Annotated in this window: 27 protein-coding genes; 12 read left to right on the forward strand and 15 right to left on the reverse strand. The window is 67.4% G+C overall.

All coding sequences use genetic code 11. The features are described from left to right. Window positions 1–45 precede the first annotated feature (45 nt). The 7 genes from Q1A36_RS01130 (at window position 46) to lpdA (ending at window position 7,718) form a co-directional block, all read left to right on the forward strand. Window positions 46–3,030 carry a 2-oxoglutarate dehydrogenase E1 component gene (locus tag Q1A36_RS01130; RefSeq protein ID WP_299838515.1) on the forward strand — a complete coding sequence of 995 codons (2,985 nt, stop codon included), beginning with the start codon at window positions 46–48 and terminating at the stop codon, window positions 3,028–3,030. 4 nt (window positions 3,031–3,034) lie between these two features. Then, window positions 3,035–4,651: a 2-oxoglutarate dehydrogenase complex dihydrolipoyllysine-residue succinyltransferase gene (odhB, locus tag Q1A36_RS01135; RefSeq protein WP_299838518.1), complete on the forward strand. Its 1,617-nt coding sequence runs from the start codon at window positions 3,035–3,037 to the stop codon at window positions 4,649–4,651. Window positions 4,652–4,706: 55 nt separating this feature from the next. Next, window positions 4,707–5,192, forward strand: a complete 486-nt coding sequence (locus Q1A36_RS01140; RefSeq protein ID WP_299838521.1) for a hypothetical protein — start codon at window positions 4,707–4,709, stop codon at window positions 5,190–5,192. Next, window positions 5,189–5,602: an EVE domain-containing protein gene (locus Q1A36_RS01145; RefSeq protein WP_299838524.1), complete on the forward strand. Its 414-nt coding sequence runs from the start codon at window positions 5,189–5,191 to the stop codon at window positions 5,600–5,602. The genes Q1A36_RS01140 and Q1A36_RS01145 overlap by 4 nt, the downstream gene beginning before the upstream one ends. A gap of 3 nt (window positions 5,603–5,605) precedes the next feature. After that, window positions 5,606–5,860: a hypothetical protein gene (locus Q1A36_RS01150; RefSeq protein ID WP_299838527.1), complete on the forward strand. Its 255-nt coding sequence runs from the start codon at window positions 5,606–5,608 to the stop codon at window positions 5,858–5,860. A 1-nt stretch (window position 5,861) separates the two neighbouring features. After that, entirely contained in the window at window positions 5,862–6,251 is a 390-nt protein-coding gene (locus Q1A36_RS01155; protein WP_299838530.1) for an MAPEG family protein, read from the forward strand. A 78-nt stretch (window positions 6,252–6,329) separates the two neighbouring features. Continuing rightward, complete coding sequence (lpdA, locus tag Q1A36_RS01160) at window positions 6,330–7,718, forward strand: dihydrolipoyl dehydrogenase (RefSeq protein WP_299838533.1); 1,389 nt, start codon at window positions 6,330–6,332, stop codon at window positions 7,716–7,718. Window positions 7,719–8,073: 355 nt separating this feature from the next. Here lpdA and Q1A36_RS01165 read toward each other — a convergent pair whose 3' ends face one another. Beyond that, window positions 8,074–9,489 carry a class II 3-deoxy-7-phosphoheptulonate synthase gene (locus tag Q1A36_RS01165; RefSeq protein ID WP_299838536.1) on the reverse strand — a complete coding sequence of 472 codons (1,416 nt, stop codon included), beginning with the start codon at window positions 9,487–9,489 and terminating at the stop codon, window positions 8,074–8,076. A 127-nt stretch (window positions 9,490–9,616) separates the two neighbouring features. Here Q1A36_RS01165 and Q1A36_RS01170 point away from each other — a divergent pair, with 127 nt between their 5' ends. From Q1A36_RS01170 to Q1A36_RS01180, 3 genes are all read left to right on the forward strand, one after another. After that, entirely contained in the window at window positions 9,617–10,603 is a 987-nt protein-coding gene (locus Q1A36_RS01170) for a GlxA family transcriptional regulator (RefSeq protein ID WP_101751187.1), read from the forward strand. Between the two features lie 275 nt (window positions 10,604–10,878). After that, on the forward strand, window positions 10,879–11,982 hold the full coding sequence (locus Q1A36_RS01175) for a Hint domain-containing protein (RefSeq protein WP_299838542.1): 1,104 nt from the start codon (window positions 10,879–10,881) through the stop codon (window positions 11,980–11,982). Window positions 11,983–12,006: 24 nt separating this feature from the next. Next, window positions 12,007–12,480: a GNAT family N-acetyltransferase gene (locus Q1A36_RS01180; RefSeq protein WP_299838545.1), complete on the forward strand. Its 474-nt coding sequence runs from the start codon at window positions 12,007–12,009 to the stop codon at window positions 12,478–12,480. 70 nt (window positions 12,481–12,550) lie between these two features. On the opposite strand, the gene Q1A36_RS01185 is transcribed toward Q1A36_RS01180, so the two are convergent. After that, window positions 12,551–14,152, reverse strand: coding sequence for a bifunctional metallophosphatase/5'-nucleotidase (locus Q1A36_RS01185; protein ID WP_299838548.1), 1,602 nt, complete (start codon window positions 14,150–14,152; stop codon window positions 12,551–12,553). Window positions 14,153–14,289: 137 nt separating this feature from the next. Here Q1A36_RS01185 and Q1A36_RS01190 point away from each other — a divergent pair, with 137 nt between their 5' ends. Both Q1A36_RS01190 and Q1A36_RS01195 read left to right on the forward strand, forming a co-directional pair. Then, on the forward strand, window positions 14,290–14,625 hold the full coding sequence (locus tag Q1A36_RS01190; protein WP_299838551.1) for a DUF952 domain-containing protein: 336 nt from the start codon (window positions 14,290–14,292) through the stop codon (window positions 14,623–14,625). Beyond that, window positions 14,622–15,686 carry a quinone-dependent dihydroorotate dehydrogenase gene (locus Q1A36_RS01195; RefSeq protein ID WP_299838555.1) on the forward strand — a complete coding sequence of 355 codons (1,065 nt, stop codon included), beginning with the start codon at window positions 14,622–14,624 and terminating at the stop codon, window positions 15,684–15,686. Before Q1A36_RS01190 ends, Q1A36_RS01195 begins: the two co-directional genes overlap by 4 nt. Window positions 15,687–15,692: 6 nt before the next feature. Here Q1A36_RS01195 and cysE read toward each other — a convergent pair whose 3' ends face one another. The 13 genes from cysE to Q1A36_RS01260 all read right to left on the reverse strand — a co-directional run bounded on the left by cysE (window position 15,693) and on the right by Q1A36_RS01260 (window position 26,174). Then, the gene (gene cysE, locus Q1A36_RS01200) at window positions 15,693–16,520 is read right to left on the reverse strand and encodes a serine O-acetyltransferase (RefSeq protein ID WP_101754091.1); all 828 of its coding nucleotides are present in this window, start codon (window positions 16,518–16,520) and stop codon (window positions 15,693–15,695) included. Window positions 16,521–16,598: 78 nt separating this feature from the next. Further along, window positions 16,599–17,312, reverse strand: coding sequence for a DUF2793 domain-containing protein (locus tag Q1A36_RS01205; RefSeq protein ID WP_299838557.1), 714 nt, complete (start codon window positions 17,310–17,312; stop codon window positions 16,599–16,601). Then, a complete protein-coding gene (locus Q1A36_RS01210; protein ID WP_299838560.1) occupies window positions 17,299–21,177 on the reverse strand; it encodes a glycoside hydrolase TIM-barrel-like domain-containing protein in 3,879 nt (1,292 codons plus the stop codon). The genes Q1A36_RS01205 and Q1A36_RS01210 overlap by 14 nt, the downstream gene beginning before the upstream one ends. Before the next feature lie 24 nt (window positions 21,178–21,201). After that, window positions 21,202–21,630: an NlpC/P60 family protein gene (locus Q1A36_RS01215; RefSeq protein ID WP_299838563.1), complete on the reverse strand. Its 429-nt coding sequence runs from the start codon at window positions 21,628–21,630 to the stop codon at window positions 21,202–21,204. Then, window positions 21,623–22,528 (reverse strand): DUF2163 domain-containing protein, encoded by a 906-nt coding sequence (locus Q1A36_RS01220; RefSeq protein ID WP_299838565.1) that lies wholly within the window; start codon window positions 22,526–22,528, stop codon window positions 21,623–21,625. Before Q1A36_RS01220 ends, Q1A36_RS01215 begins: the two co-directional genes overlap by 8 nt. Further along, window positions 22,525–23,157 (reverse strand): DUF2460 domain-containing protein, encoded by a 633-nt coding sequence (locus Q1A36_RS01225; RefSeq protein WP_299838567.1) that lies wholly within the window; start codon window positions 23,155–23,157, stop codon window positions 22,525–22,527. The genes Q1A36_RS01220 and Q1A36_RS01225 overlap by 4 nt, the downstream gene beginning before the upstream one ends. A 12-nt stretch (window positions 23,158–23,169) precedes the next feature. Beyond that, window positions 23,170–23,754: a phage tail tape measure protein gene (locus Q1A36_RS01230; RefSeq protein ID WP_299839314.1), complete on the reverse strand. Its 585-nt coding sequence runs from the start codon at window positions 23,752–23,754 to the stop codon at window positions 23,170–23,172. Between the two features lie 108 nt (window positions 23,755–23,862). Next, window positions 23,863–24,066, reverse strand: a complete 204-nt coding sequence (locus tag Q1A36_RS01235; RefSeq protein WP_299838570.1) for a phage tail assembly chaperone — start codon at window positions 24,064–24,066, stop codon at window positions 23,863–23,865. Next, complete coding sequence (locus tag Q1A36_RS01240; RefSeq protein ID WP_299838573.1) at window positions 24,063–24,377, reverse strand: gene transfer agent family protein; 315 nt, start codon at window positions 24,375–24,377, stop codon at window positions 24,063–24,065. The genes Q1A36_RS01235 and Q1A36_RS01240 overlap by 4 nt, the downstream gene beginning before the upstream one ends. Next, on the reverse strand, window positions 24,377–24,790 hold the full coding sequence (locus tag Q1A36_RS01245) for a phage major tail protein, TP901-1 family (RefSeq protein WP_101751175.1): 414 nt from the start codon (window positions 24,788–24,790) through the stop codon (window positions 24,377–24,379). The genes Q1A36_RS01240 and Q1A36_RS01245 overlap by 1 nt, the downstream gene beginning before the upstream one ends. Before the next feature lie 12 nt (window positions 24,791–24,802). Continuing rightward, window positions 24,803–25,222 (reverse strand): DUF3168 domain-containing protein, encoded by a 420-nt coding sequence (locus tag Q1A36_RS01250; RefSeq protein ID WP_299838577.1) that lies wholly within the window; start codon window positions 25,220–25,222, stop codon window positions 24,803–24,805. Next, complete coding sequence (locus tag Q1A36_RS01255) at window positions 25,219–25,557, reverse strand: head-tail adaptor protein (RefSeq protein ID WP_299838580.1); 339 nt, start codon at window positions 25,555–25,557, stop codon at window positions 25,219–25,221. The genes Q1A36_RS01250 and Q1A36_RS01255 overlap by 4 nt, the downstream gene beginning before the upstream one ends. Beyond that, on the reverse strand, window positions 25,557–26,174 hold the full coding sequence (locus Q1A36_RS01260; protein ID WP_299838583.1) for a head-tail connector protein: 618 nt from the start codon (window positions 26,172–26,174) through the stop codon (window positions 25,557–25,559). Before Q1A36_RS01260 ends, Q1A36_RS01255 begins: the two co-directional genes overlap by 1 nt. Window positions 26,175–26,211: the final 37 nt, after the last annotated feature.

Here is a 26,211-nt window from a genome sequence, read left to right on the forward strand (position 1 = left end):
GACGTCTTCACCCCTTCCATCCATTGCGTCAGGGACGCGCTGAACATGACCGACCAACCCAAGAACGCCGATTTCCACGACTCTTCCTTCCTGCAGGGGCATAACGCCGCCTATATCGAGCAGCTTTACGGTCAATGGGCGAAGAACCCGCAGGCCGTCGATGCCGCCTGGGGCGAGTTCTTCCGCGGTCTCGGCGATGCCGGGACCGACGTGACCCGCGAGGCCTCGGGTGCCAGCTGGAAGCGCGCCGACTGGCCGCCCGCGCCCTCGGATGAACGCACTTCGGCGCTGACCGGCGAATGGCCGCAATCGACCAAGGCCGAAGCCGACGCGGCGATGAAGAAGATCGCCGCCAAGGCCGAGGAAAAGGGCGTCGCCCTTACCGATGCGCAGATGCGCCAGGCGGTGCTGGACAGCATCCGCGCGCTGATGCTGATCCGCGCCTACCGGATCCGGGGGCACCTGCACGCCTATCTCGACCCGCTGGGGATGCGCACCTATCCCGATCATGGCGAGCTGAAGCCCGAAACCTATGGCTTCGGCCCGAACGACCTCGACCGGCCGATCTTCATCGACAACGTTCTGGGGCTGGAAGTGGCCTCGATCCGCCAGATCAGCGAGCTGATGTGGCGCACCTATTGTGGCACCTTTGCGCTGCAATACATGCATATCTCGGACCCGGAAGAAGCCGCATGGCTGAAAGAGCGGATCGAGGGTTACGGCAAGGAAATCCAGTTCACCCAGGAAGGCCGCCGCGCCATCCTGAACAGCCTGGTCGAGGCCGAGGGCTTCGAGAAGTTCCTGCATGTGAAATACATGGGCACCAAGCGCTTCGGCCTTGATGGCGGCGAGGCGCTGATCCCGGCGATGGAACAGATCATCAAGCGCGGCGGCCAGCTGGGCGTGAAAGAGATCGTCATCGGCATGCCCCACCGGGGCCGGTTGTCGGTGCTCGCCAATGTGATGGAGAAGCCCTACCGCGCGATCTTCCACGAATTCCAGGGCGGCAGCTACAAGCCCGAGGACGTGGACGGTTCGGGCGACGTGAAATATCACCTCGGCGCGAGTTCCGACCGCGAGTTCGACGGCAACAATGTCCACCTGTCGCTGACCGCGAACCCCTCGCACCTCGAGGCGGTGAACCCGGTGGTGCTGGGCAAGGTCCGCGCCAAGCAGGACCAGTATAACGATCGCAATGCGCGGACCGCCGTTCTGCCGATCCTGCTGCACGGTGACGCGGCCTTTGCCGGCCAGGGCATCGTGGCGGAATGTTTGCAGCTGTCGGGCATTCGCGGCCACCGCACCGGCGGCACCATCCATATCATCGTGAACAACCAGATCGGCTTCACCACGGCGCCGCATTTCAGCCGCACCTCGCCCTATCCGACCGATATCGCGCTGATGGTCGAGGCGCCGATCTTCCACGTCAACGGCGATGACCCCGAGGCCGTGGTCCATGCCGCCCGCGTGGCGACCGAGTTCCGCCAGCGCTTCCACAAGGACGTGGTTCTGGACATCTTCTGCTATCGCCGCTTCGGTCACAACGAAGGCGACGAGCCGATGTTCACCAACCCGATGATGTACAAGCAGATCAAGGGTCACAAGACGACGCTGCAGCTTTACACCGAACGGCTGGTCAAGGACGGTCTGATCCCCGAGGGCGAGATCGAGGACATGAAGGCCGCCTTCCAGTCGCACCTGAACGAAGAGTTCGACATCGGCAAGAACTACAAGCCGAACAAGGCCGACTGGCTGGACGGCAAGTGGTCGGGCTTCGAGCGCGAGGGCGCCGAGTATTCCTCGGGCGAGACCGGCATCACCCCGCAGGTGATGACCGAGGTCGGCCATGCGCTGACCACCGCGCCCGAAAGCTTTGACCTGCACAAGACCGTGGCCCGTCTGATCGAGGCCAAGAAGCAGATGTTCGAAACCGGGACCGGCTTTGACTGGGCCACCGGCGAGGCGCTGGCCTTCGGCAGTCTGCTGGTCGAGGGCCATCCGGTCCGTCTGGCCGGTCAGGACAGCACGCGCGGCACCTTCAGCCACCGGCATTCGGCCTTCGTCAACCAGACCGACGAGGACCGCTATTACCCGCTGAACCACATCGAAAAGGGTCAGGCGCATTACGAGGTCATCGACTCGATGCTCTCGGAATACGCGGTGCTGGGCTTCGAATACGGCTATTCGCTGGCCGAGCCCAACGCGCTGACGCTGTGGGAAGCGCAGTTCGGCGACTTCGCCAATGGCGCGCAGATCATGTTCGATCAGTTCATCTCGTCCGGCGAGAAGAAATGGCTGCGCATGTCGGGCCTGGTGATGCTGCTGCCCCACGGCTTCGAGGGCCAGGGGCCGGAACATTCCAGCGCCCGCCTGGAACGCTTCCTGCAGATGTGCGCCGAGGATAACTGGATCGTTGCCAACTGCACCACGCCGGCGAACTATTTCCACATCCTGCGCCGGCAGATCCATCGCGGCTTCCGCAAGCCGCTGGTGCTGATGACGCCGAAATCGCTGCTGCGCCACCCGATGGCGATCAGCAAGGCCGAGGATTTCCAGACCGGATCGACCTTCCACCGCGTGCTGTGGGATGATGCCGAGCGCGGCAACTCGACCACCCAACTGGTCCCGGACGACGAGATCAAGCGCGTCGTGGTCTGCTCGGGCAAGGTCTATTACGACCTGCTGAAAGCCCGCGACGAGGCCGGTATCACCGATATCTACCTGCTGCGGCTGGAACAGTTCTACCCGTTCCCGGCGCAGGCGATGCAGAAGGAACTGTCGCGCTTCAAGCAGGCCGAGATCGTCTGGTGCCAGGAAGAACCGAAGAACCAGGGCGCCTGGAGCTTCGTCGAACCGAACCTCGAATGGGTGCTGGACCGCATCGGCGCCAAGCACGGCCGTCCGCGCTATGTCGGCCGCAATGCCGCGGCGTCCGTCGCCACCGGCCTCGCCTCGCGCCACAAGGCCGAGCAGGAGGCGCTGGTGAACGACGCGCTGTCGATCAACGACATCGTGGCCAACGAAGGATGAGCTGATGACAACCGAAGTCCGCGTCCCGACACTGGGAGAATCCGTCACCGAGGCCACGGTCGCCACCTGGTTCAAGAAACCCGGCGACCGGGTCGAGATCGACGAGATGCTGTGCGAGCTGGAAACCGACAAGGTGACGGTCGAGGTGCCAAGCCCCGCCGCCGGGATTCTGGCCGAGATCATCGCCGAGGAAGGCGCGACGGTCGAACCCAACGCGCTTCTGGCGCAGATCACCGAGGCGGGCGCTGCATCCAGCCCCGCCCCGGCGAAACCCGCCGCCCCCGAGAAGGCCCCCGAACCGGCCTCGGCGAAGGCCCCCGAAAAGCCCGCAGACAAGCCCAAGGAGGGGCAGACGAACATGAGCGGTAAGAACGTTGACGTGATGGTGCCCTCGCTTGGCGAAAGCGTGACCGAGGCGACCGTCGCCACCTGGTTCAAGAAGGTCGGCGATGCCGTGGCCGTGGACGAGATGCTGTGCGAGCTCGAGACCGACAAGGTCTCGGTCGAGGTTCCCAGCCCCGCCGCCGGCGTGCTGGCCGAGATCCTCGCCGAGGAAGGCGCGACCGTCGATGCCAAGGCCCGCCTGGCGATCATCAGCGAAGGCGCCAGCGCCGGTGCCGCAGCGCCCGCCGCCGCCAAGGAGCCGGAAGCCGAAGGTGACAAGGACAGCGACACCGCATCCGATGTCGGCTCGCCCGGTGCCGGTCCGGAAGAGACCAAGCCCCGCGAAGGTGCCGGTCGCACCGATGTCGAGGATGCCCCCTCGGCCAAGAAGGCCATGGCCGAATCCGGCGTCAGCCGCGATGCCGTCACCGGCACGGGTCGCGATGGCCGGGTGATGAAGGAAGACGTGGCCCGTGCCGCCGCCGCACCGGCACCTGCTGCTGCCGCCCCGGCCGCGCCGCGCTCGACCGACCAGGCCGACCGCGAGGAGCGGGTCAAGATGACGCGCCTGCGCCAGACCATCGCCCGCCGGTTGAAGGACGCCCAGAACACCGCGGCGATGCTGACGACCTATAACGAGGCCGACATGTCGGCCATCATGGCGCTGCGCAACGAGTACAAGGACGCCTTCGAGAAGAAGCACAAGGTGAAGCTCGGCTTCATGTCCTTCTTCGTGAAGGCCTGCACCCATGCGCTGGCCGAGGTGCCCGAGGTCAATGCCGAGATCGACGGCGACAGCGTGGTCTACAAGAACTACGTGAACATGGGCATTGCCGTCGGCACGCCCTCGGGTCTGGTGGTTCCGGTGGTCCGCGATGCCGACCGGAAAAGCTTTGCCGAGATCGAGAAGGAAATCGGCGAGCTGGGCATCAAGGGCCGCGACGGCAAGCTGACCATGGCCGAGATGCAGGGCGGCACCTTCACCATCTCGAACGGCGGCGTCTATGGCTCGCTGATGTCCTCGCCGATCCTGAACCCGCCGCAATCGGGCATTCTCGGGATGCACAAGATCCAGGACCGCCCAATGGCCATTGGCGGTCAGGTCGTCATCCGTCCGATGATGTATCTGGCGCTGAGCTATGACCACCGCATCGTTGACGGCAAGGGCGCAGTGACCTTCCTCGTCCGCGTGAAAGAGGCGCTGGAAGATCCGCGCCGGCTGCTGATGGACCTGTAAGCATCTGACAAGGGCGGCGACATCGCCGCCCTTTCCCTCTCGGACGAGCCAGATCATGACCGCGCGCCTCGCCTTCATTGCATCGCTGCTCATGTCGCTGATCGCGGCGGTGGGTCTGGTGCCGCTGCTTGGCCTCTTCGGCGTAGAACGGCTGCAACCCGGCGCCGCCCAGACCTTCTGGGCGCTCGTAACACTGGTGGCACTGGCTGCCGTCTTCATGCTGCTGGACGAGATCGGGCCAGCCCCGAGCTGCCCATGGTGTAGCCGGATCGCCCGCGCCCTCGGTTATGCCTTGATCATTTGGGGCGCGCTGCTCTTCATTTCCGTCATCTTCATCATGCCGACCGGGGCAGCTACCGACCTGCCACCATCGCAACTTGCGCTGGCGATCACCGCCGTGATGGATTGGCTTGCCAGCCGCTACGCAGCGCTGAAAATGCACCTGGCCGATCTGCCGGCCGAATTGCTGCTGCTGATCCCAGCTCTGATCGCCGCCGCCGCCCTTCACCGCCACCGCGCCAGCAGGGGCGCCCCCGCATGACCCGCCACTGGATCAGCGTGGTCTCGCGCGAACATGTCCTGATCGGCGTGGCGGGCGGCTTTGCGATGATGAACCACGGCAAGCTCGCGCCGCTGAAGCGACTGAGCCCCGGTGACAGCCTGACCTATTACTCGCCCAAGACCGCCTGGCCGGAGGGCGAGCCGCTGAAGGCCTTTACCGCCACCGGCACGGTCAGCGCAACGCCGCCCTACGCTTCCGAAATGCCCACCGGCGGGACAGGATACCGCATCGATATCGACTGGATGACCGCCCGCGAAACCCCTATCGTCGGGTTGACCGACCGGCTGGAATTCACCCGGGGCAACTGGGGAATGCTGGCCCGCCGGGGTTTGTTCGAAATCTCTGACGCGGATTTCCGGACCATCCGCGCCGCCATGACAGGAGACTGATCCATGCAGATGATCGCGCATTACAAGGTGAATGATTACAGCACCTTCAAGACCGCCTTCGACAATGACGCGGAAGACCGCGACACTGCCGGGCTGTCGCTGCTGCAATTGTGGCGCGAGGATAATGGCAATGCCTGGGCGCTCTATCAGGTGAACAACGCCAAGGCTGCGCGGGATTACCTGCAGGGCGCCGCCGGCGTGTTCAATAGCCAGGCCGGGGTGACTTCGGCCGATTTCCACATGGTCGAGACTGCCTGAGATGACGCCCGAACTGACGGTGCTGGCGCTTGCCGCCCTGCTTCAGGGGTTGCAGCTGGCTGCCTTCTCGGTTGCCGCCAACCGTCAGGTCGGGCCGAAAGTGACGACCGGCACCCGCGACAATGCGCCCACCCTGACTGGCACCGCCGGGCGCTTGCAGCGCGTGGTGTCGAACCATTTCGAGGGGCTGATCCTCTTCTCCATCGCCGTGGTGGTGGTCAGCTTCGGCCAGCAGGGCTCGGGCTTCACCGCCGGTTGCGCCTGGATCTACCTCGCCGCGCGCGTGCTTTACGTGCCGGCCTATGTCTTTGGCTGGGTGCCCTGGCGCTCGGCCATCTGGGGCGCCGGCTTTCTGGCCACGCTCCTGATGATCTTCGCCAGCCTGATCTAGTTCACCCTGGCGCAAATATCCTGCGGGGGTCCGGGGGCGCAAAGCCCCCGGCTCCGACACTGAAAGAAGGGACCAAACATGTATGATCTGATCGTGATCGGCGCCGGACCGGGCGGCTATGTCTGCGCCATCCGCGCCGCGCAGCTGGGCCTGAAGGTCGCCTGCGTCGAGGGCCGCGACACGCTCGGCGGCACCTGTCTCAATGTGGGCTGCATCCCGTCCAAGGCGCTGCTTCATGCCAGCCACATGCTGCACGAGACGCATGAGAATTTCGACAAGATGGGCCTGACCGGCGCCAAGGTTAAGGTCGACTGGACCAAGATGCAGGGCTACAAGGCCGACACCGTCACGACCAACACCAAGGGCATCGAGTTCCTGTTCAAGAAGAACAAGATCGACTGGCTGAAGGGCTGGGCCACCATCGAAGCCCCGGGCAAGGTCAAGGTCGGCGATACCGTCCATGAGACCAAGAACATCGTCATCGCCAGCGGCTCGGAACCGACGCCGCTGAAGGGGGTCGAGGTCGACAACGCCGCCGGCGTCATCGTCGATTCCACCGGCGCGCTGACCCTGCCGAAGATCCCGAAATCGATGATCGTCATCGGTGCCGGCGTCATCGGGCTGGAGCTTGGCTCGGTCTATGCCCGCTTGGGGGCCGAGGTCACGGTGATCGAATATCTCGACGCCATCACCCCGGGCATGGATGCCGAGATCCAGAAGCAGTTCCAGAAGACGCTGACGAAGCAGGGCTTCAAGTTCATCCTGGGTGCCGCCGTTCAGGGTGCCGAAGTGAAGAAAGGCAAGGCCGTCGTCACCTATGCGCCGAAGGCCGGCGGTGACGCGCAGGCCGCCGAAGCCGATGTGGTGCTCGTCGCCACCGGTCGCCGCGCCTTTACCGAGGGGCTGGGGCTCGACAAGGCCGGCGTCGCGGTCAGCGATCGCGGCGTGGTGCAGGTGGACAAGCACTGGCAGACCAACGTGCCGGGCATCTATGCCATCGGCGATTGCGTGCCCGGCCCGATGCTGGCGCACAAGGCCGAGGACGAAGGCATGGCCGTGGCCGAGGTCATCGCCGGCAAGGCGGGTCATGTGAACTATGACGTGATCCCCGGCGTCATCTATACCAGCCCCGAGGTCGCCAATGTCGGCCTGACCGAAGAGGCGGCGAAAGCCACCGGCCGCAAGATCAAGGTCGGCAAGTTCCCCTTCATGGGCAATGCCCGCGCCAAGGCCATGTTCATGGGCGACGGCTTCGTGAAGATCATCGCCGATGCCGAGACCGACCGGGTCCTGGGCGCGCATATCATCGGCCCGAACGCGGGCGAGATGATCCACGAGATCTGCGTGGCGATGGAATTCGGCGCCTCGGCCGAGGATATCGCCCTGACCTGCCACGCCCATCCGACGACCTCGGAAGCCGTGCGCGAGGCCGCGCTGGCCCTTGGCGGCGGCGCGATCCACGTCTGAGACAGAGGACCCGGGCCGGTGCATCTGCGCCGGCCCGATGAGGCACCTGAAGTTCTGCGGGCTGCCCTCCGCCCCTAGCACCCGCAGCCTTCGCGTGACAGAGGGCGAGCGCCTGCCCGTGGGACGGCGCTGCATGGGTTCGCCGATGCGCTTTATAGGGCCAAGTCCATCTTCTGCCTGAACTCGGGACTGACGCAGCCAAGCGCCGGCCCGCCGGGACGGGCAGGCGCTGGCCCGGGCGGGCTTCGCCCTTGTCCCCGGGCCGGGCGCGACGACGATCCGCCATGAGAGCAAACGAAAACAGCCGGCCGCAAGGCGGCCAGCTGCATGAGGCATTCGACCTGTGACGGTCGGCTCAGCCGGCCTTGGCCTGCTGCGAGGCACCGCCGTTCTGGCGACGATCCCGCAGCTCTTCCGCCACGAGGAAGGCCAGTTCCAGCGACTGGCTGGCGTTCAGGCGCGGGTCGCAGGCGGTGTGGTAACGGTCCGACAGGTCCTCGTCGGTGACGGCACGGACGCCGCCGGTGCATTCGGTCACGTCCTGGCCGGTCATCTCGAAATGCACGCCGCCGGGGACGGTGCCCTCGGCCTTGTGGATGGCGAAGAACTCGCGCACCTCGCGCAGCACCGAGTCGAAGGGCCGGGTCTTGTAGCCGGTTGCCGACTTGATGGTGTTGCCATGCATCGGGTCGCAGGACCAGACGACGTTCGCCCCCTCTTCCTGCACCGCCTTGACGAGGCGCGGCAGGTGATCGCCGACCTTGCCGGCGCCGAAGCGCGCGATCAGGGTCAGGCGCCCGGCCTCGTTTTCCGGGTTCAGCTTGGCCATCAGCACCTTCAGGTCCTCGGCAGTAGTCGTCGGGCCGGTCTTGAGACCGATCGGGTTCTGCACGCCGCGGGCGAATTCGACATGCGCGCCATCCGGCTGCCGCGTGCGGTCGCCGATCCAGATCATGTGGCCCGAACCCGCGACCGGCAGGCCGGTGGTGGAATCGGTGCGTGCCAGCGCCTCTTCGTATTCCAGAAGCAGCGACTCGTGGCTGGTGTAGAAATCGACCTGGCCCAGGTCATGCGCGGTCTCGGCGGTGACGCCGGCCGCCGCCATGAAGGCCATCGCATCGCCGATGCGGTCGGCAACCTCGCGGTATTTCGCCGCTTCCGGGCCACCGACGAAATCGGCGATCCAGCTTTGCACCCGGTGCATGTCGGCATAACCGCCGGTCGAGAAGGCGCGCAGCAGGTTCAGCGAGGCAGCCGCCTGGGTATAGGCGGCCAGCATCCGCTGCGGATCGGGAATGCGGGCCTCGGGGGTGAAGTCGAAGCCGTTGATGATGTCGCCGCGGTAGCTGGGCAGTTCCACCCCGCCCATGACCTCGGTCGGGGCCGAGCGGGGCTTGGCGAATTGACCGGCCATGCGGCCGACCTTGATGACGGGCATCTGCGCGCCCCAGGTCAGCACCACGGCCATCTGCAGCATCACCTTGAAGGTGTCGCGGATATTGTCGGCGCTGAACTCGGCAAAGCTCTCGGCGCAATCACCGCCCTGCAACAGGAAGCCCTTGCCGCGCGAGACATCGGCCAGCTGCGCCTTGAGACGGCGAACCTCGCCCGCAAAGACCAGCGGCGGGAACTTGGCCAGCTGCGCCTCGACCGCGTTCAGCGCGGCCGGATCGGTATAATCGGGCATCTGGACGCGCGGATAGGCGCGCCAGCCGGCCTTCGTCCAGCCCTGGGCTGCGGAAGCGGCGGTGCGGTTGTCCTGCGTCGTCATGGCACGATCTCCTGTTCAAATGCTGGGCTGTATATATGGCCCCTGATCGCCGAGTAAAAGCCTTGCCTCTTGCGGGCGGACCGCTTCCTGACTTAGCTGGTGTTCGATAACGACCCGAAATGCCCCAATGACGACCTCAAAACCCCGGCGCTTCACCTTCCTGCTGCTCGAACGCTTTACCATGTTGCCCTTCTCGGGGGTGATCGAGGCCCTGCGGCTGGCCAACCGCGCCGCCGGCAAGACCCTTTACGAATGGCGGCTCGTCGGGCCGCAGGGCGACGTGGCGCATTGCTCGAACGGCACCGGCATGGTGCTGGATGCGGGGCTGGAGGATCTGTCGAGTTTCGGGGAACGTGCGACGCCGCGCGGCGACCAGGTGGTGATCGTCTGCGGCGGAATCGACGTGCGGAAAGAGGCGACGAAGCCGGTGCTGAACTGGCTGAGGCGTCAGGAGCGCGGCGGGGCGATCATCGGCGCGGTCTGCACCGGCGCCTGGGTTCTGGCCGAGGCGGGTCTGCTGGACGACCGCCGCGCCACCATCCATTGGGAAAACCATGACGGTTTCGCCGAGGCCTTTCCCGATGTGGACCTCTACCGCTCGGTCTTCGTCAATGACGGCAACCGCATCACCGCCGCCGGCGGCACCTCGTCGATCGACCTGATCCTGCACCTGATTTCCGAGGATCACGGCGAGGCGCTGGTGACGCAGATCGCCGACCAGATGCTGCACACCGCCATCCGCTCGGACCAGGATGACCAGCGGCTGTCGATCCCCACCCGCATCGGCGTGCGCCATCCGCGCCTGTCCGAGGTGATCGCCCGGATGGAGGCCAATCTGGAAGAGCCGATCAGCCCGGCGAAACTGGCCGCCGATGCCGGCATGTCCACCCGGCAGCTGGAACGGTTGTTCCGCCGCTATCTGAACCGCAGCCCCAAACGCTACTACATGGAAACCCGCCTCGCCCGCGCCCGCAACCTTCTGATGCAGACGCAGATGTCGATGATCGAGGTGGCGCTGGCCTCGGGCTTTTCCAGCCCGTCGCATTTCTCGAAATGCTATCGCGCCCGCTATGGCAGCACCCCCTATCGCGAGCGCGGCACCGGCGGCGCGTGAGGCGGGGCGGTGAAGAGTTTTCACAACTTAAGCTTGCATTAACCGGCTCTTAAACATTCCTGTCTAATCCTGACGGCGAGGCGCAAGGCCGCAGAGACGGCCGCGCCCGCAAGGCCATGCCCCGGCATGGCGCGGGAGGGAGAACTCGGCCGATGGACTACGCGATTACCGTCATCACGTTGAATAGTCCGATCCCCACGGGACCAACAGGGAATGCGGCACAAACACCCTTTGGAAAATTTACACCTTATTCGGAGAGCTCGCAGAAGGGGCAATTGCTGGACTTTGCGAATGCCGAACGCGAGACCCTGCATGTCGGCGATGGTGATACGCGGTTAGACGGATATGCCGGCGCGAAATCCGCTGGTGCTGCCCCCGATCTTGATCAGGTGGTGAGCAAGGCCATTACTCTGGGTTATGGCGATAGCAGACAGGACCTGCTGGTCGGGCAGCGGATAGGTTTCGATTACTCCGCCCATATCTTCCAGATCGATCAGGGCAAGATCGTCGCAGTTTTTGAAATCGCCTTTCCGCGCATTCCGGCCGCAACCGAGGGCAGTGTCGGCACCATTGTCGGTAGCAAGTATTCGATGATGGTGATCCCGGTGCCCTATAAGACCAGCGCCGGCAATGAACTGGCACCGGTTCCGTTCGACCTCAGCAAAACCTATTACTTCGGCAACAACCTGCCCTACAGCAAGACAGACTATAGCATCGACTATTCCTTCGATTGCTTTGCCACCGGCACGCTGATCGACACCGCCACAGGGCCGCGCCCGGTCGAGACGCTGCGGGCCGGCGACCGGGTCGAGACGCGCGATCACGGGCCGCAGCCGCTGCTCTGGACCGGCAGCTGCCAGGTCGATGCCGCCCGGATGGACCTGCAGCCGAACCTGCGCCCGGTCCGCATTGCCGCCGGCGCGCTGGCCCGCGGATGCCCGGCCAGCGACCTGGTCCTGTCGCCGCAGCATCGGGTGCTGGTCCGCTCGTCCATCGCCCTGCGCATGTTCGACACGCCCGAGGTGCTGGTCGCCGTCAAGCATCTGGTCGGCCTGCCCGGGATCGAGGTGCTGGTGCCGCCCGGGGGTGTCGGCTATCACCACTTGCTGTTTGCCGGGCATGAGGTGGTCCGCTCGGACGGGGCATGGACCGAAAGCCTGTTCCTTGGCCCGCAGGCGATGAAGGGGCTGGACCCCTCGGCCCGGCGCGAGGTGATGGCGCTGTTCCCGGAACTGGCGGCGCGGGGTGCCATGCCCGAACCCGCGCGCCGGCTGCTCTGCGGGCGCGAGGGGCGCAAGCTGGCCGAGCGCCACGGCCGGAACCGCAAGCCGCTGGTCGAGCCGGTCAGCGAGGTCGCGCAGTCCCTCTTGCCGGCCTGATCCGGGCGGCATAGCGTGCCGCGCATGAGCGCATATACCATCGAACCCGCCCGCTTTCCCGAGGATGCCGAGACCGTCCGGCGCCTGTTTCGCGCCTATGCCCACTGGCTGGCGGTGGACCTGTGCTTCCAGGATTTCGAGGCCGAACTGGCCGCCCTGCCCGGCGCCTATGCCCCGCCCGGCGGCACGGTGCTACTGCTGCGCGATGCGGCGGGCGAGGCCTTGGGCTGTGTCGCCCTGCGCAAACGCGCAAATGGCGAGTGCGAGATGAAGCGGATGTATCTCGACGTCGCGGCACGCGGATCGGGTCAGGGCCGCGCCCTTGCGCAGGCGATCATCGCCACGGCCCGCGCCGCCGGCTATCGCCGCATGGTGCTGGATTCGCTCGACCGCCTCGGCTCGGCGCTCAGGCTTTACGAGAGCCTCGGCTTTCGCGAAATCGCGCCCTATTACCACAACCCCCTGCCCGGCGTGGTCTATCGCGGGCTGGATCTCTAGCGGTTCGTCGCCCGGCAGAAATGCGAAAGGCCCCGGCTCGCGCCGGGGCCTTCGCTTTGGCAAACCGCTCTCAGTTCACCGTGATCCGGCCATCCAGCACCGGCTTGAAGCCGGGGCCTTGCGCGGCCAGGTATTCGGCCAGCACATCGGCCAGGTCGGGGCCGAAATCATAGGGGTTCTGCGCCTTGGTGGCGAAGACCTCGAACCCGTCGCCGCCGCCGCGGACATAGTTGTTCGAGACCACGCCATAGACCGCCGCCGGATCGATCGGCGCCCAGGCACCTTCCTGCATCACCTGCACGTCGCTGACCCGGCTGCCCGCCGCCGCCTTGCTGTCGATGGTGTATTTCAGCCCGGCCACCTGCGCGAAGCGGCCCGCGCCTTCCTCGATCTGGCTGGCGCCGTTTTCCAGCGCGGCCACCACGTCGGCGCCGGTCAGCTGGAAGGTCGCCAGTGTGTTCTGGAAGGGCAGCACCGTCAGCACCTCGCCCATCGACACCGGCCCGGCATCGATCGAGGCGCGCAGCCCGCCGCCATTCGAGATGGCGATGCTGACGCCCTGGTCCTTCACCCGCGCCAGCATGGCTTCCGAGACGACATTGCCCATCTCGCATTCCTTGGCGCGGCAATTGGCGCGGTCGCCGTCGATCGGCGCGGCGGTCTCGGCCACCAGCTTGTTCTTCAGCTCCTCGATCGGCGCGCCCAGCTCCTTGATCCGGGCCAGGGTCGCCTCGTCCGGTGTGACCGAATTGTCCATCAGGATCGGCTCGCCCTCGACCTTGATGACCTTGCCGGAATCGTCGAAGGTCAGTTTCAGGTGTCCGAGATATTTCGAATAGGCATAGGCCTGTACCACCGGAACCTCGACACCTTCACCGCCTATCACCATGGTCGGATAGGGGCCGACGGCATTCTCCATCGTGCCAAGCGGGCTGTGCGAATGGCCCCCGACGATGGCGTCGAGGCCGGGCACGGCGGCGGCCAGTTCCTGATCGCGCTTGTAGCCCTCGTGGGTCAGGGCGATGATCTTGGTGACGCCCTGCTCGGTCAGTTCCTGCACGTCGCCCTTGATGCTTTCCACATCGTCCATGAAGATCACATTATCGCCCGGCGCGGCGATCTCGGGCGTGTCCAGCGTGGTGCCGCCGATGATGCCGATCTTCTCGCCGCCGACCTCGAGGATCGTATTGCCGGTCAGCTTGCCCTTCAGGTGCGCGTCCTGCGAGGCGTCGATATTGGCCGAGATGACCGGGAAATCCACCGCATCCATGAAGGTCGCCAGCACTTCGGGACCGTCGTCGAATTCGTGGTTGCCCACCGCCATCGCGTCATAGCCGAGCTTGTTCATGAACTCGGCGGTGTCCTTGCCCTTGTAGGTGGTATAGAACAGGCTTCCCTGGAACTGGTCGCCCGCGTCCAGAAGGATCACCGGCTCGCCCGCTTCCTCGAACTGCTTCCGAAGCTCGGCGATCTTGGTGACGAAGCGCGCGGTGCCGCCGAAGCATTCGCCCTTGCCCTCGGTCTCGGCGTCGCAGGTGCTGTCGAAGGCGTTGATCGATTCGACGCGGCTGTGGAAATCATTGGTGTGCAGGATATGCAGCACGGTCTCGGCCTGTGCCGTTCCCGCAGCCAGCGCCGCCGCCGAGGCAGCCAGAAGAAGCCGGGTTTTCATCATGATTCCTTTCGATCCCTGTTGGTCTGATGGGGACAGACTGGCGCAGCGATCCGCAGGGGTCAAACCTATTGGTCCTTTGGCGATCCAGCGCCTTGGCCCTTGACCCGAGCGCGCGGCAAGCCGCATATGCCGCCATGCTGATCTACAAGATATTCCGCCCCGCCGAATGGGCCGAGTTGCAGTCAGAGGGTGCCACCCCGGGCGCACCCGTCGACCGCGCCGATGGCTATGTGCATTTCTCGACGGCCGGGCAGGTCGCGGGCACGCTGGCCAAGCATTTCGCCGGTGAAGAGGGGCTGACCCTGCTGGCCTGCGAAACCGAGGCGCTGGCGGATGATCTGCGGTGGGAGGTGTCGCGCGGCGGGCAGGACTTCCCGCATCTTTACCGCGCGTTGCGGATGGGTGACGTGCTCTGGTCGCGTCCCATCGCCTCCGGCCCCGACGGCCACATCCTGCCGGCCCTGACATGAACATGCTGGAGAAACTGGGCGTCGCCGCGCTGCACCGGCTTGACCCCGAACAGGCGCATGACCTGTCGATCCGGGCGCTTGCCGCGGGGCTGGTGCCCCTGCCCGGCGCGCCCGTCACGTCGGACCGGCTGCGGCTGCGGCTGGCGGGGCTCGATCTGCCGAACCCGGTCGGTCTGGCCGCCGGCTATGACAAGAATGCCCGCGCCGTAGCGCCGCTGATGCGCGCGGGCTTCGGCTTCATCGAACTGGGCGCCGCAACGCCCCGGCCGCAGCCCGGCAATCCGAAACCGCGGCTCTTCCGGCTCAGCGGAGATCGCGCGATCATCAACCGCTTTGGTTTCAACAACGAGGGGGCCGAGGTCATCGCTGCGCGGCTGGCCGCGCGTCCGAAGGGCATCCCGGTCGGGTTGAACATCGGCGCCAACAAGGACAGCTCCGACAAGGCCGAGGATTTCGCCCGCGTCGTCCGCCTCGCCGGCCATGCGGCGGATTTCCTGACGGTGAATGTCAGCTCGCCCAATACCGAAAAGCTGCGCGACCTTCAGGGTCCGGCGGCCCTGGCGGCGCTGCTGCAGGGGGTGATGGAGGCGCGAAACGGGCTGACTGCCAAGCCGCCGGTTTTCATCAAGATCGCGCCGGATCTGGACGAGGCCGCGCTGGCGGATATTGCCGCCGTGGCGCGCGAAGCCGGGGTGGACGCGATCATCGCCACCAATACCACGCTGTCGCGCGATGGTTTGAGCGATCCGCAAAAGGGCGAAACCGGCGGATTGTCGGGTGCGCCGCTGTTTGATCGCTCGACGCGCGTGCTTGCGCGCCTGTCGCAGGAAACGGGTGGGAAGATTCCGCTGATCGGGGTCGGAGGCATCTCGACGACGGATCAGGCCTGGGAAAAGCTGCGCGCCGGCGCGAGCGCCGTCCAGCTTTATTCCGCCCTGATCTATCAGGGCTTTTCACTGGCGGCGCGGATCGCGGGGGAGCTGGATGAACGGCTCGCGGCGCAGCGGCTGACGCTGGCCGAATTGACCGGCAGCGGCGTCAGCGACTGGCTTCAGAAGTAGCTGGCTTCAGAAGTAATCGTCGATCCCCAGAAGCTGGTTCATCGTGCGCGAGGGATCGGTGCAGCCGGCATCGCCGATCACCCGCGCCGGCACCCCTGCGACGGTCTTGCAGCGCGGCACGCTTTGCAAGACGACCGAACCGGCGGCGATGCGGGAATGATCGCCCACGGTGATATTGCCCAGCACCTTGGCCCCGGCCCCGATCAGCACGCCCTCGCCGATCTTCGGATGGCGGTCGCCATCCTCCTTGCCCGTGCCGCCAAGCGTCACCGAATGCAGCATCGAGACATCATTGCCGACCACCGCCGTCTCGCCGATGACGATGGAGTGGGCATGGTCGATCATCACGCCGGTGCCGATCCGCGCGCCGGGATGGATGTCCACGCCAAAGCATTCCGAGCAACGCATCTGCACGAAATAAGCCATGTCCAGACGGCCCTTGCGCCACAACCAATGCGCGATCCGATAGGCCTGCAGCGCCTGGAAGCCCTTGAAGAACAGGATCGGCTGGATCAGCCGGTGGGTCGCCGGATCGCGGTCATAGACCGCCAGCAGATCGCAGCGCGCCGCATCGCCAAGCGAGGCATCGTCGGCATAGGCGGCATCGGCGATCTCGCGCAGGATCTGCTCGCTCATCTCGGCCGAGGCCAGCTTCATCGAGAAGCGATAGGCCAGCGAGGCCTCGAGGCTCGGGTGATGCAGCAACCCGGCATGGATCATCGCGCCCAGCAGCGGTTCGCCCTGCACGGCATCGCGCGCCTCGTCGCAGACCTGCGCCCAGATGGCCTCGCGCCCACGCGCCGCCGTGGTCTTGGCATTGTTCTGCATGTTCATGGCAGGCCCGCCCATTCTGTTTCAGACCCTCTATCTATACCATCCGCGTCAAGGGTTAAAGAACGGGCGGGCAGGTTCTCACTCCGGCAGGCGCAATTCCAGCCAATGCACGGCGATCTTCACCTTGCCACCAGCGAACTGGCCGTTTTCGGCAGTCAGGATCAGGTTTTCCGCCTGCCAATAGGTCATCGGCTGGCCCAGCATCCCGCGCGCCCAGCTGCCGGTTTCCTTGCCCAGACCCTGGCCGAAACGGTTCTCGGCCCCCGGCGTGCCCAGTTGCCAGCCACTCAGGTTGCCGGTCAGCGCCGCGCTGACCCGCGCCGTGGCGCCGATGACCAGGCTATGCGCCGGGATCTGGACATCACTGGTGACGCTGGCGCCCGGGGTGATCGTCACCTCGCCCTCGGCCAACCCGGCCAGCAGCCCCGCGCCGGTCAACCCCAGCGTGATCGCCCCGGGGACCCAGCCCCTACCGTCATGGATCGCCTGCAGCCCCTGGTCCGCGACGAAGGCCCGCAGCCCCGGCGCCGGTTGCCGGAACACCCAACCGCCATTCGCGCCGATGGCGATCTGTCCGGCCCGCCCCTGCCATGCCCCGCCCGCCCCCTCGGGCACCGCCCAACAGAGCCCGTCCGTGACCACATCGGGCGGCAGGCTGACGCTGGTGCTTTGCAACACCAGCCCGACCAGCCCGTCGAGCCGCATCAGCGCCTCGTTCACCGTCACATGCTTCTGCGCCTGCGCCGGCATCAGCAGCGGCAGGCCCAGTCTCGCGGTATCATTCCCCGCCATCGATCTCTCTCCTGACAAACGGCCCCGCCCCGAACTGGTCGGAGAGTTGCGCCACCTCGATGATGAAGGCACCTGCGGCGCTGGCCTGCTGCCAGATCGCCGACGGCACCTCGTATTCAGGCCGCTCGACCCGGACAGAGTGGATCACCACCCCGCGCTGCCGCAGACGCAGCAGATACTGCTCGCGGCTCTCCCCCAGCGGCACGTCCGGCCCGTCCCAGCCATCGCCGTCGATGCGGGTCCGGCGGGTCCAGTTGATACGCCGCCCCTCAAGACGCAGATGGCAGGGCGCATAGGGCCGCAGGCCGATGCCGCCGATGGTCAGCGCACCGGAGCGGTAGGCCCGGTCATCCATTGCCCGCGCCGCCGGACCGATCCGCCAGAACCGCTCCTGCCCGCGCGCGGCGGGTGGAAGACTTAACTGCGTCACAGCGCTGTTCAGCAGAACCACCGTGCAACCGGCGGGCCAGGTCTCTGGCATGACCGCCTCGGTTCCCGCCTGCCCGCGCAGCCGCTCGCTGATCTCCCAGACACCCTTGACGACGGGAACGGCGCGGGCGAATTGCAGCACCTCCCAGTGATCCGGGCGGCCATCGCCGATCGCCAGCACGTTGGCCCCGTTGAGCAGCGCCCGCTGCCCGACCGAGGCAAGCTGCCCATCCAGCAATCGCAGTCGCAGCGGCGCGCCCCGGTCGATCAGCCCCGGCCTTGCCGCAGCCAGCGGCGTTTCGGTGACGCCCATCGTCGCCGGCTGGTTCAGGGTCCGGTTCAGCGTGAACCCTCCCTCCTCCTCGACCGACAGGAAGGCCGCGACCGGGCCGGGCCAGCTCTTGGCCGCGACCGCGAGGCTGGGTGCATGCGGCACCTCGTCGCCGCGCAACAGCGGCAGGTCCATCAGGATCGGCCAGACCGGCATCGGCGGGCGATAGGCCTTGACCGAGCCGCCGGCATTGGTCGTCAGCGCGGGCAGATAGATCCCCGGCTCGACCCGGACGGCATCCACCGTTGCCGCGCCCGCCCGCTCCACCCGGTCGATCCGCCAGCGATGCGCGCGACCACCCGCGACCCGGACCCGCACCACATCGCCACCCCCCAGATGTGACAGCGAGGGCGGCAGGGCAAAGCGCGCGGCATCGCGCGCGACGCGCGATTCCGCCAGCCAGCGTTCGGCGATGGCACGCCCCTCGGCCCGGGTCAGCGACAGCGGAAACTCGCTGTCGGCAACGGCCATCGGGTCATCGCCGGGCAACATCGCCTCGGCGGTGCAGGGCGTGTAGTCCGACCCGGCCTCGATATGGGTCAGCCGGATGCGCCCGGCCAGTTCCGGCTCGGCCGCGCGCACCGCCTCGAACCCGCCGATCTCGCCGCTCAGCGCCAAGTGTTCCGGCCCAAGTTCCGCCACCGCCAGCCCGTCACGCATGACGAAGCGCAGCACGCCCTCGCGCTCGACCGCGTCGAAACCATAGGCCAGCATCAGCGGCTGCAGCGCCGCCCGCCCGGTTTCATCGCCGCCAAGGACATAGCCGCGCACGGTTCCCGACAAGCCGCTGGTATCAAACGCGGCGATCCCGGCCTCGCGGCAGATATCCCCAACGACCGAAGCCAGCGGCACCGCCCCCGCCCGCCCGTTCAGCCAGTGCCCGCGCTCCCAGGCCGGTCCATCGCTCCACAACTCGCCGCGCTGCGGGAAGGCGGGATAGGGCCGCGCATCCCAGCACCAGACATGGGCGCGCGCGGTATCCACCATGCGGCCGCGCGGCATCGCCGGGTTGTTGGCCGGGTCGGACCAATGGCCCATGACCGCCCGCAGATAGGCGGTCTGCACCGCATCATCGCGCCGCCCGTTCGAGAAATAGGGCAGCCGGCTTTCCGAACTCATCGCGTCGAGGAACTTGTTCGGCTGGTTCGTGCCCTTGTCCAGCGCCGCGCAGCCGATCTCGGTGAACCAGATCGGTTTCGAGCCCGGCACCCAGCCGGTCGCCTGCTCCTGCCGAACCCCGCCGGGGCGATTGAAATGCGGATTCCCCCACCAGCCCTGCAGATCCTTGTAGCGCCAGATCCAGTCCTCGCCATGCGCCCCGTCGCGGATCGGGCTGCGGATCTGGTCGCGGCGGTCCTGCTCGCTGGCATAGTACCAGTCATAGCCCTCGCCGCCGCAGACATTCGCGCGCAGGTAGTCCGGGTTGTCGATGCGCCGCCAGCGCGCATCCAGGTGCTCTTCCCCGTCTCGCCAGTCCGACAGCGGCATGTAATTGTCGATCCCGATGAAATCGATGTTCGGATCGGACCAGAGCGGGTCGAGATGGAACATCACCTCGCCCTCGCCCGGATGATGGCCGAAATATTCCGACCAGTCGGCAGCATAGCTGATCTTGACCCCCGGCCCGAGGATGGCCCGCACGTCACCGGCCAGCCGCTTCAACTGCGCCACCGCCGGATAGCTGCGCCCCTCGCCCCGGATCTGGGTCATGCCGATCATCTCGGACCCGATCAGGAAGGCATCGACCCCGCCCGCCAGCGCGCAGAGATGGGCATAATGCAGGATGAAGCGGCGATAGGACCATTCGTCCGGCCCGGCATAGTCAACCCCGCCATCCGCGATGGTGAAGTCCGAGGCTTCCGCCGTCCCGAAGAACGCATCCACCTCGGCCTTCGCCGCCGCCGTGCCATCGCTCGATCCCGCACGCCCCGCCGCGATGCGGGTCGTGATCCGCCCGCGCCAGGGCATGACGGGCTGTTCCCCGGCCCCATGGGGATCGGGCAGGCCGTTCCCGGCCAGCTGGTCCATCAGGATGAAGGGATAGAACATCGCCTTGCGCCCCGTTGCCGCGATGGCCTGCAGCGCCTCGATGGCCGAACGGTCGCAGGGCGTGCCGCCATAGATCGGGCGCCCCTCGACCCGCGCAACCTCCAGCGCCTCGGCGCGCGCGATGCCGCCGGCCCGCCAGGGCATCTCGGCCCCGTCAGCCCCGCGCTGCTCGACCTTCGGCTGCAGCTTGCACTGTCCGATCCGCAGATCGTCTCCGAACCAGGACACCACCAGAGACACCGAACCCACCTTCGGCAACTCGCGCCTCAGCGTCCGCAGACTGACGGCGAAATCGGTGCCGCCCGCCGGGGTGTTCACATTGACCAGCTGCTCGTCAAAGCGATCAAGGCGCCGCGACATCTCGGTCGTCGCCAGCGCATATTCTCCGGTCGCCGGGATCATCGCCACCGCGCGGACATCGCCGGCGAGGCCCGAGCCATCCCGCGCCGCCGCCGTCACCTCGAAGCTCAGCTGCGGCATCCGGTTGCCCCAGCGTTCCAGCCCCAGGTCCTCCAGCACGACATAGGCCAGCCCGCGATAGGCCGGTGCCTCCTCGCCCTCTTCCGCCGCAATGGCGCTGTCGGGCAGTTGCTCCTCGCCGCCGCGATAGACCCGCATGTTCAGCTCGCTTGCCGCGATCTCCTCGCCATCCGCCCAGACCCGGCCGACGCCGAGGATCGGCCCTTCGCACAGCGCCAGCGCGATCGACAGGCGATAGCTGATCTCGGTCACGCGCGGCTTCGGTGCCCCCTTGCCGCCGCCCTGCTCGTGCCGGATTTCCTCAAGCGGAGAGGCCCAGATGACATGGCCCCGCAGGCGCATCTGCCCCCAGACCTGCGGGATCGCGGTGCTCTCGCCCGCCGTCTGCAGGCGCAACCGGTCGATCCGCCCGGTCTCGACCACCTTCGAGCCGCCACCCAGCAGGCGCTGATCGATGGCGCGGCCCAGGGTCGCCCCGACCGCCCGCCCGATCACCGCCCCCGACAGGCCCAGGAACGCACCGCCGAAGCCGCCCCCGATCGAGGCACCCACGGCTGCAAGCACTAACGTGGCCATGCCGGCCCTCCTTCTCTCGTCGTCTCAGGGAAAGCGGAACCGCCGTACCAGCCGCGCCCGCCAGGGATCACCGAACGGGCTTTCGATCACGCCGTGGCGGTCATAGGCATGGACAAAGCGCGCGGCCCCGCCCACCGCCGTCAGGATGCCCAGATGCTTGGCAATGGCGCCCTCGCGCATCCGGAACAGCAGCACCTGCCCCGGAGCCTCGGCATCCTTCAGCGCCACCGGCTGCAAATGCCGCATCGCGCCATCGAGCAGCTTCTCCTCCCGCCCCGCCTCGCCCCAGTCGGCGGAATAGGGCGGAACCGGCTCCGGCTCGTCGCCGTGAAGCTCGCGCCAGATTCCCCGGATCAGGCCCAGGCAATCAGTGCCCGCGCCCTTGATGCTTGCCTGATGCACATAAGGCGTGCCGATCCATCCGCGCGCCAGTTGCTCGATCCGCTCACCCATCGCGATCCCCCAACGCTGCCGAGATGCTGAAATCCGGCAGATCGCCCGCGGACCGCGCATCCGGGGCGCGCTTTGACCTGTCGGGCGACATCAGCCAGTCCTCGCTCGGCAGGTGCGGGAAGCCACGGAAGTTCACGAAGTTGTCGAACTTCCCCCGGCAGGTCCCGGCGTGCTTGTCACAGCCCGCCACCAGCCGCAGCCGGTCGCCCGCCCCGGGCAGGATGCCGAAGCCCGCCCACAGATCGACCCGCCGCCTGCCCCCCGGCAGCGCGCGGTCATTCTTCACCCAGCCGCGCAGCCCCCGCGCCGGCCCGGTCAGCACCTCGACCGCCCCGCGTTCGAACCAGCCGCTGGCAAGGCTACCCGCCACCGACAGGTCAAAGCCCGCTCCCTCGGCAGCCGGCGGCGCGAGGATCTCGGCCTCGACCCGCATCCCTGCTCGGCCCAGGTCGGCGGCGCACTGGCTGTCGCCCAGCATGGCCGAACAGCGCGGATGAAAGCGCCGCCCGCGCGCCTGGTTGAGCGGCTCGGACAGTCCCCGCAACTCTGCCCGGAACGCGCCGCCGCTGCGCGACACCTCGCCCAGTGTGCCGCGAAACTGCAAACGGCGATCGGTGGGCTTCTGCCAGTCCACCTCCCACATCCGCAGTTCGGCCCCGTCCCACAGCCCGGCCATCAGATCGGCCTCGGTGATCGCGTCATCCGACAGCGCCCCCTCGGCCTCGCTGTTATCGACCGACAGGCCAGCCGCCTGAACCAGCGCCCGCGCCGACAGCCCGGTTTCGGGCCGAAAGCTGATGCCGCCGAAACTCAGCACCCCGTCATGATCGGTAAAGCCCAGAACCAGCCCGTCCCTGCGGCTGATAGCCCAGGCCCGGGCCAGCGTCGTCGTGCTCATATCCGGATCTCCACGACCGGCACCTGCGGCAGGTCGCCGGCCTGAAACGAGGCGACCGAGACCGCGATCCGGTCGGTGTCAAAGCGCACCGGCACATCGAACTCGAACCCCGCCGTCACGGCGACGCCGGGTGCCGGGGCGGTTTCGAAGGTGACGGTTCCGGTCGCATGATCGACCGAATAGCCCGCGCCCGCGAACAGCTCGACCCCGCCGATCCCTGCCCTCACGCTGTCCAAAACCGGCTTGCTGATCGGCCGCTCATAGCGCACGCCGCCCGAGACATAGGCTTTCAGCAGCTGGAACGCCCGGCGCTCGCCGTCGCCGCGCCCGATCACCTGATCATCGAACTGCGGCGCGGCGGAGGGCTTGCTGCTCTTGCAATCCGACCAGTCCTTCCAGCGAAAGCCGTGCAGCTGCCCGGCCCGTGCCTCGAAGAAGGCCAAGAGGTCCTGCACATCGTCCAGCGAGCGCAGCCCCATCCCCGCATCATAGCGGCGGCGCGAATGCGCCCAGGGCGAATTCCGCTCCTCGAAGCCGCTGGCCAGCGTCACGATCTCGGATCGCCGCTCCGGCCCCCCGACCGAGCCGAGGGACAGGCTGGCCGGAAAGCGCACCTCATGAAATGCCATTCTGCTGTCTCCTCACCCGTTCCGCTCGCCGCGCGACAAGGCCCGGCCCAGCTCGGCCGCGATCTGCGACTGACTGCGCCGGAAGCCCGCCACATCGGGCGTCGTCACGTTCATGGTGATATTGATCGCCCGGCCGCCCCCCGCTGCCGCAACCCCCAGCCGGCCATCGGCCCCGCGCCGCAGCGGCATGATCGCCTCCGGCCCCGCCTCGCCCATCAGCCCGGTCGCACCGCGCATCGGGAAAGAGGTGGGCTGGCTGACCACGCCGCCCTTGGCAAAGGGCATCACCCGCCCCTGCAGGAAGGCCCCGCCATGCGCAAAGGGCATGGCCCCTGCCATCACGCCGCCGATCCCCTGCGCCAGCGTCCCGGCCAGCGCCTGCTCGACCGGCTTCATCGCCACCGCGAAGATCGTGTTCGAGATCGTGCGTCCCAACCCGCGCAGCGTGTCCGACAGTTTCGCCCCGTCAAAGACCAGCCCCTCGAAGGCGCGGCGCAGCCCGCTGCCGATGCCGCTCGACAGCGAGCTGACCTCGCGGCTGGTGAACATCATTTCTTCGCGCAGCCGCGCCAGTTCCGCCTCGAAGGCGGCGGTCATCGCGCCGGCCCGGTCGAAATCCTCGTCCAGCCCGTCGAGCCCAACTGAAAATCCGTTGCTCTCCGTCATCAAACGCCCTCGCTTGCAGAAATCCCTGCGCCCGCCCGCTCAGTCGGGAAAGCGCGCTGCCAGTTCGGCCAGCCGGTCGCGGGTCATCGCACCGGCCCCCGCCTCGATCCCCAGCATCAGCGCCAGTTCCGCCGGGGTCAGCGCCCAGAACTCGGCCGGGCGCAGGCCCAGTCCACGCATCCCGGCCCGCATCAACCCCGGCCAGTCCAGTCCGCGTGGCCGGCCCTCGGGCGCCCCGCTCATGGCTCCAGCCGGAAGGCCCGGGCCAGCAGTTCCGCCGCCAGCCGCGCCGCCGTCATCGGCCCGCCGCCGATCTCGACGCGCTGCAGATCCTCGGCCCGACCCTGCCAGCCGGCACCGCGCAGGCCCGCGACCAGCACCGCCAGCACGTCGCGGCAGGAAAAGCGCGCCTGCTCGAACCGCTCGACCAGCGCGAACATGCTGTCGGCACCCAGCCCGGCCTCAAGCTCGGCCAGCGCCCCCAGCGTCAACCGTGCCAGATGAGCCTGCCCATCTAGCGTCACCTCGACCTCGCCGCGCATCGGGTTCGCCATCACAGCGCCACGAAGCTCAGCGCCCCGGCCGAGGCCAGCGTCAGCTCATAGGTCGCTTCGCCGTTATGGCTGCCGGCATATTCCAGGCTGGTGATCTGGAACGGTCCCTCGACGATGCCGAAATCCGGGATGATGACCTGAAAGCGCGGCACCTCGCCGTCAAAGAACACCTGCCGCGCCCGGCCATCGCTGGCCGCATCGCGAAACACGCCCGAGCCCGAGATCGAGGCGCTGCGCACCCCTGCCCCGGCCAGCAACTCGCGCCAGCCGCCCTCGCTCTCGAGGCTGGTCACATCCACCGTCTCGGCGTTGAAGGCCAGCCGCGAGGCGCGCAGCCCGCCGACCGTCTCGAAAGAGCCATCGCCGATCATGTCCATCTTGATCAGCAGGTCACGCCCGTTCTGCACTGCCATTTTCCCGTCTCCTCAACCCAGATCAATGCGCGCGCGAAAGGTCAGATCGACCCGCCGCCCCGCCCCGTTTTCCACTCGCAGCGCCCGTGCGCGCAGGAACCACAGCCCCGCCAGATGCCCCCGTTCAAGGTCCAGCCGGGATGTCTCCAGCGCCTCGGCCACGGCCCCTGCCACCGCCTTCACCTCGCGGAACCCACCGCTCCCCTCCGCCCCCGACAGCACCGAGACGATGAAATCATGGCGCGAGCCGCGCCCGGTCATGTCGCCCGCATCGCGCGCCTCGTCCGGCCCCAGCGCCACATAGGTCCCGCCCGGCGCCTCGACCGGCATGGCGTCGAAGATCGCGTCGCCCACCAGCCCGGCCAGCGCCGGATCGGCACGCAGCTGCCGATAGACCGCCGCCTGCAGGGCCGCCCCTGCCGCATAGCTCATGTCCGTTTCTCCTCTCGGGCAAAGCAGGTGAGATAGCGGCCATCGCCATCGCGCTCGGCCACCGCATCGATGCGGAAGAGCCGCAGCCCCATCCGCAGCCGCTGCTCGGGCCTTGGCCGGCGCGGATCGCCCTCGGGCGCCCCCCGCGTCACGATCCGCCAGGTGACGACGCTTTGTGCCCCGGCCTGCCCCGAGCGTTCGGCCCCGCTGACGGCGCTCAAGCCCGCCCACAGCTGGCCGACCACCTGCCAGTGGGTGCGATACCCGCCCGCGCCATCGCCCTGCCGCTCGGGCGTCTCGAGGATCATCGGCACGTTCAGCCTTGGCTCGGCCATCACCGACCCTCCCGAACCGCGCCGCGACCGGCCAGCGTGCGAACCGCCCGCCAGCGCTCGATCAGCGCGCTGACGCCAAAGGGCAGCGCCGATTTCGCCGCGCCCGAACTGCGATCCTCATAGAATTGCGCCGCCAGCATCAGCACCGCCTGCGCCAGATCCGCCGGCACCTTGTCCCAGCTGTCGCCGAACCCCGCCGTGAACGTCACCGCGACCGAGCCGAGCCGTGGCACATGCGGCAGGATCACCCCCGCCGGCAGGATCATCGGCCGCTGCAGGTCGCCGATCAGCCGCCAGCTTTCCGCCGGCAATTCCGTGACCGTGCCCTGCCCGTCCTCGATCTCGATCCGCTCGACCGCGATCACCGGGGCCAGCGGCAGGGTCTGTCCCAGCCGGTCGCGCCAGTCATCCAGCCGCATCACGAAGCGCCGGGTCAGCAGCACCTTGCCGGTGCGCCCCTCGATCGTCGCGATGGCGGCGCGCAGGAACCCCGCCAGCGCCGCGCTCTCCGCCTCGTCATCGACCAGCCCAAATCCCGAACCCAGCCGCAGATGCGCGCGCAGCCGGGCGACCGGCAGCGCCTCCGCCGTTGGCGCCGTTTCTTCGATCAGCAACATCTCCCGAACCTTCCCTGCTGCCATTCCGCCAGAAATT

It is taken from the genome of uncultured Paracoccus sp. (assembly GCF_947487305.1).
Classification (GTDB): domain Bacteria; phylum Pseudomonadota; class Alphaproteobacteria; order Rhodobacterales; family Rhodobacteraceae; genus Paracoccus.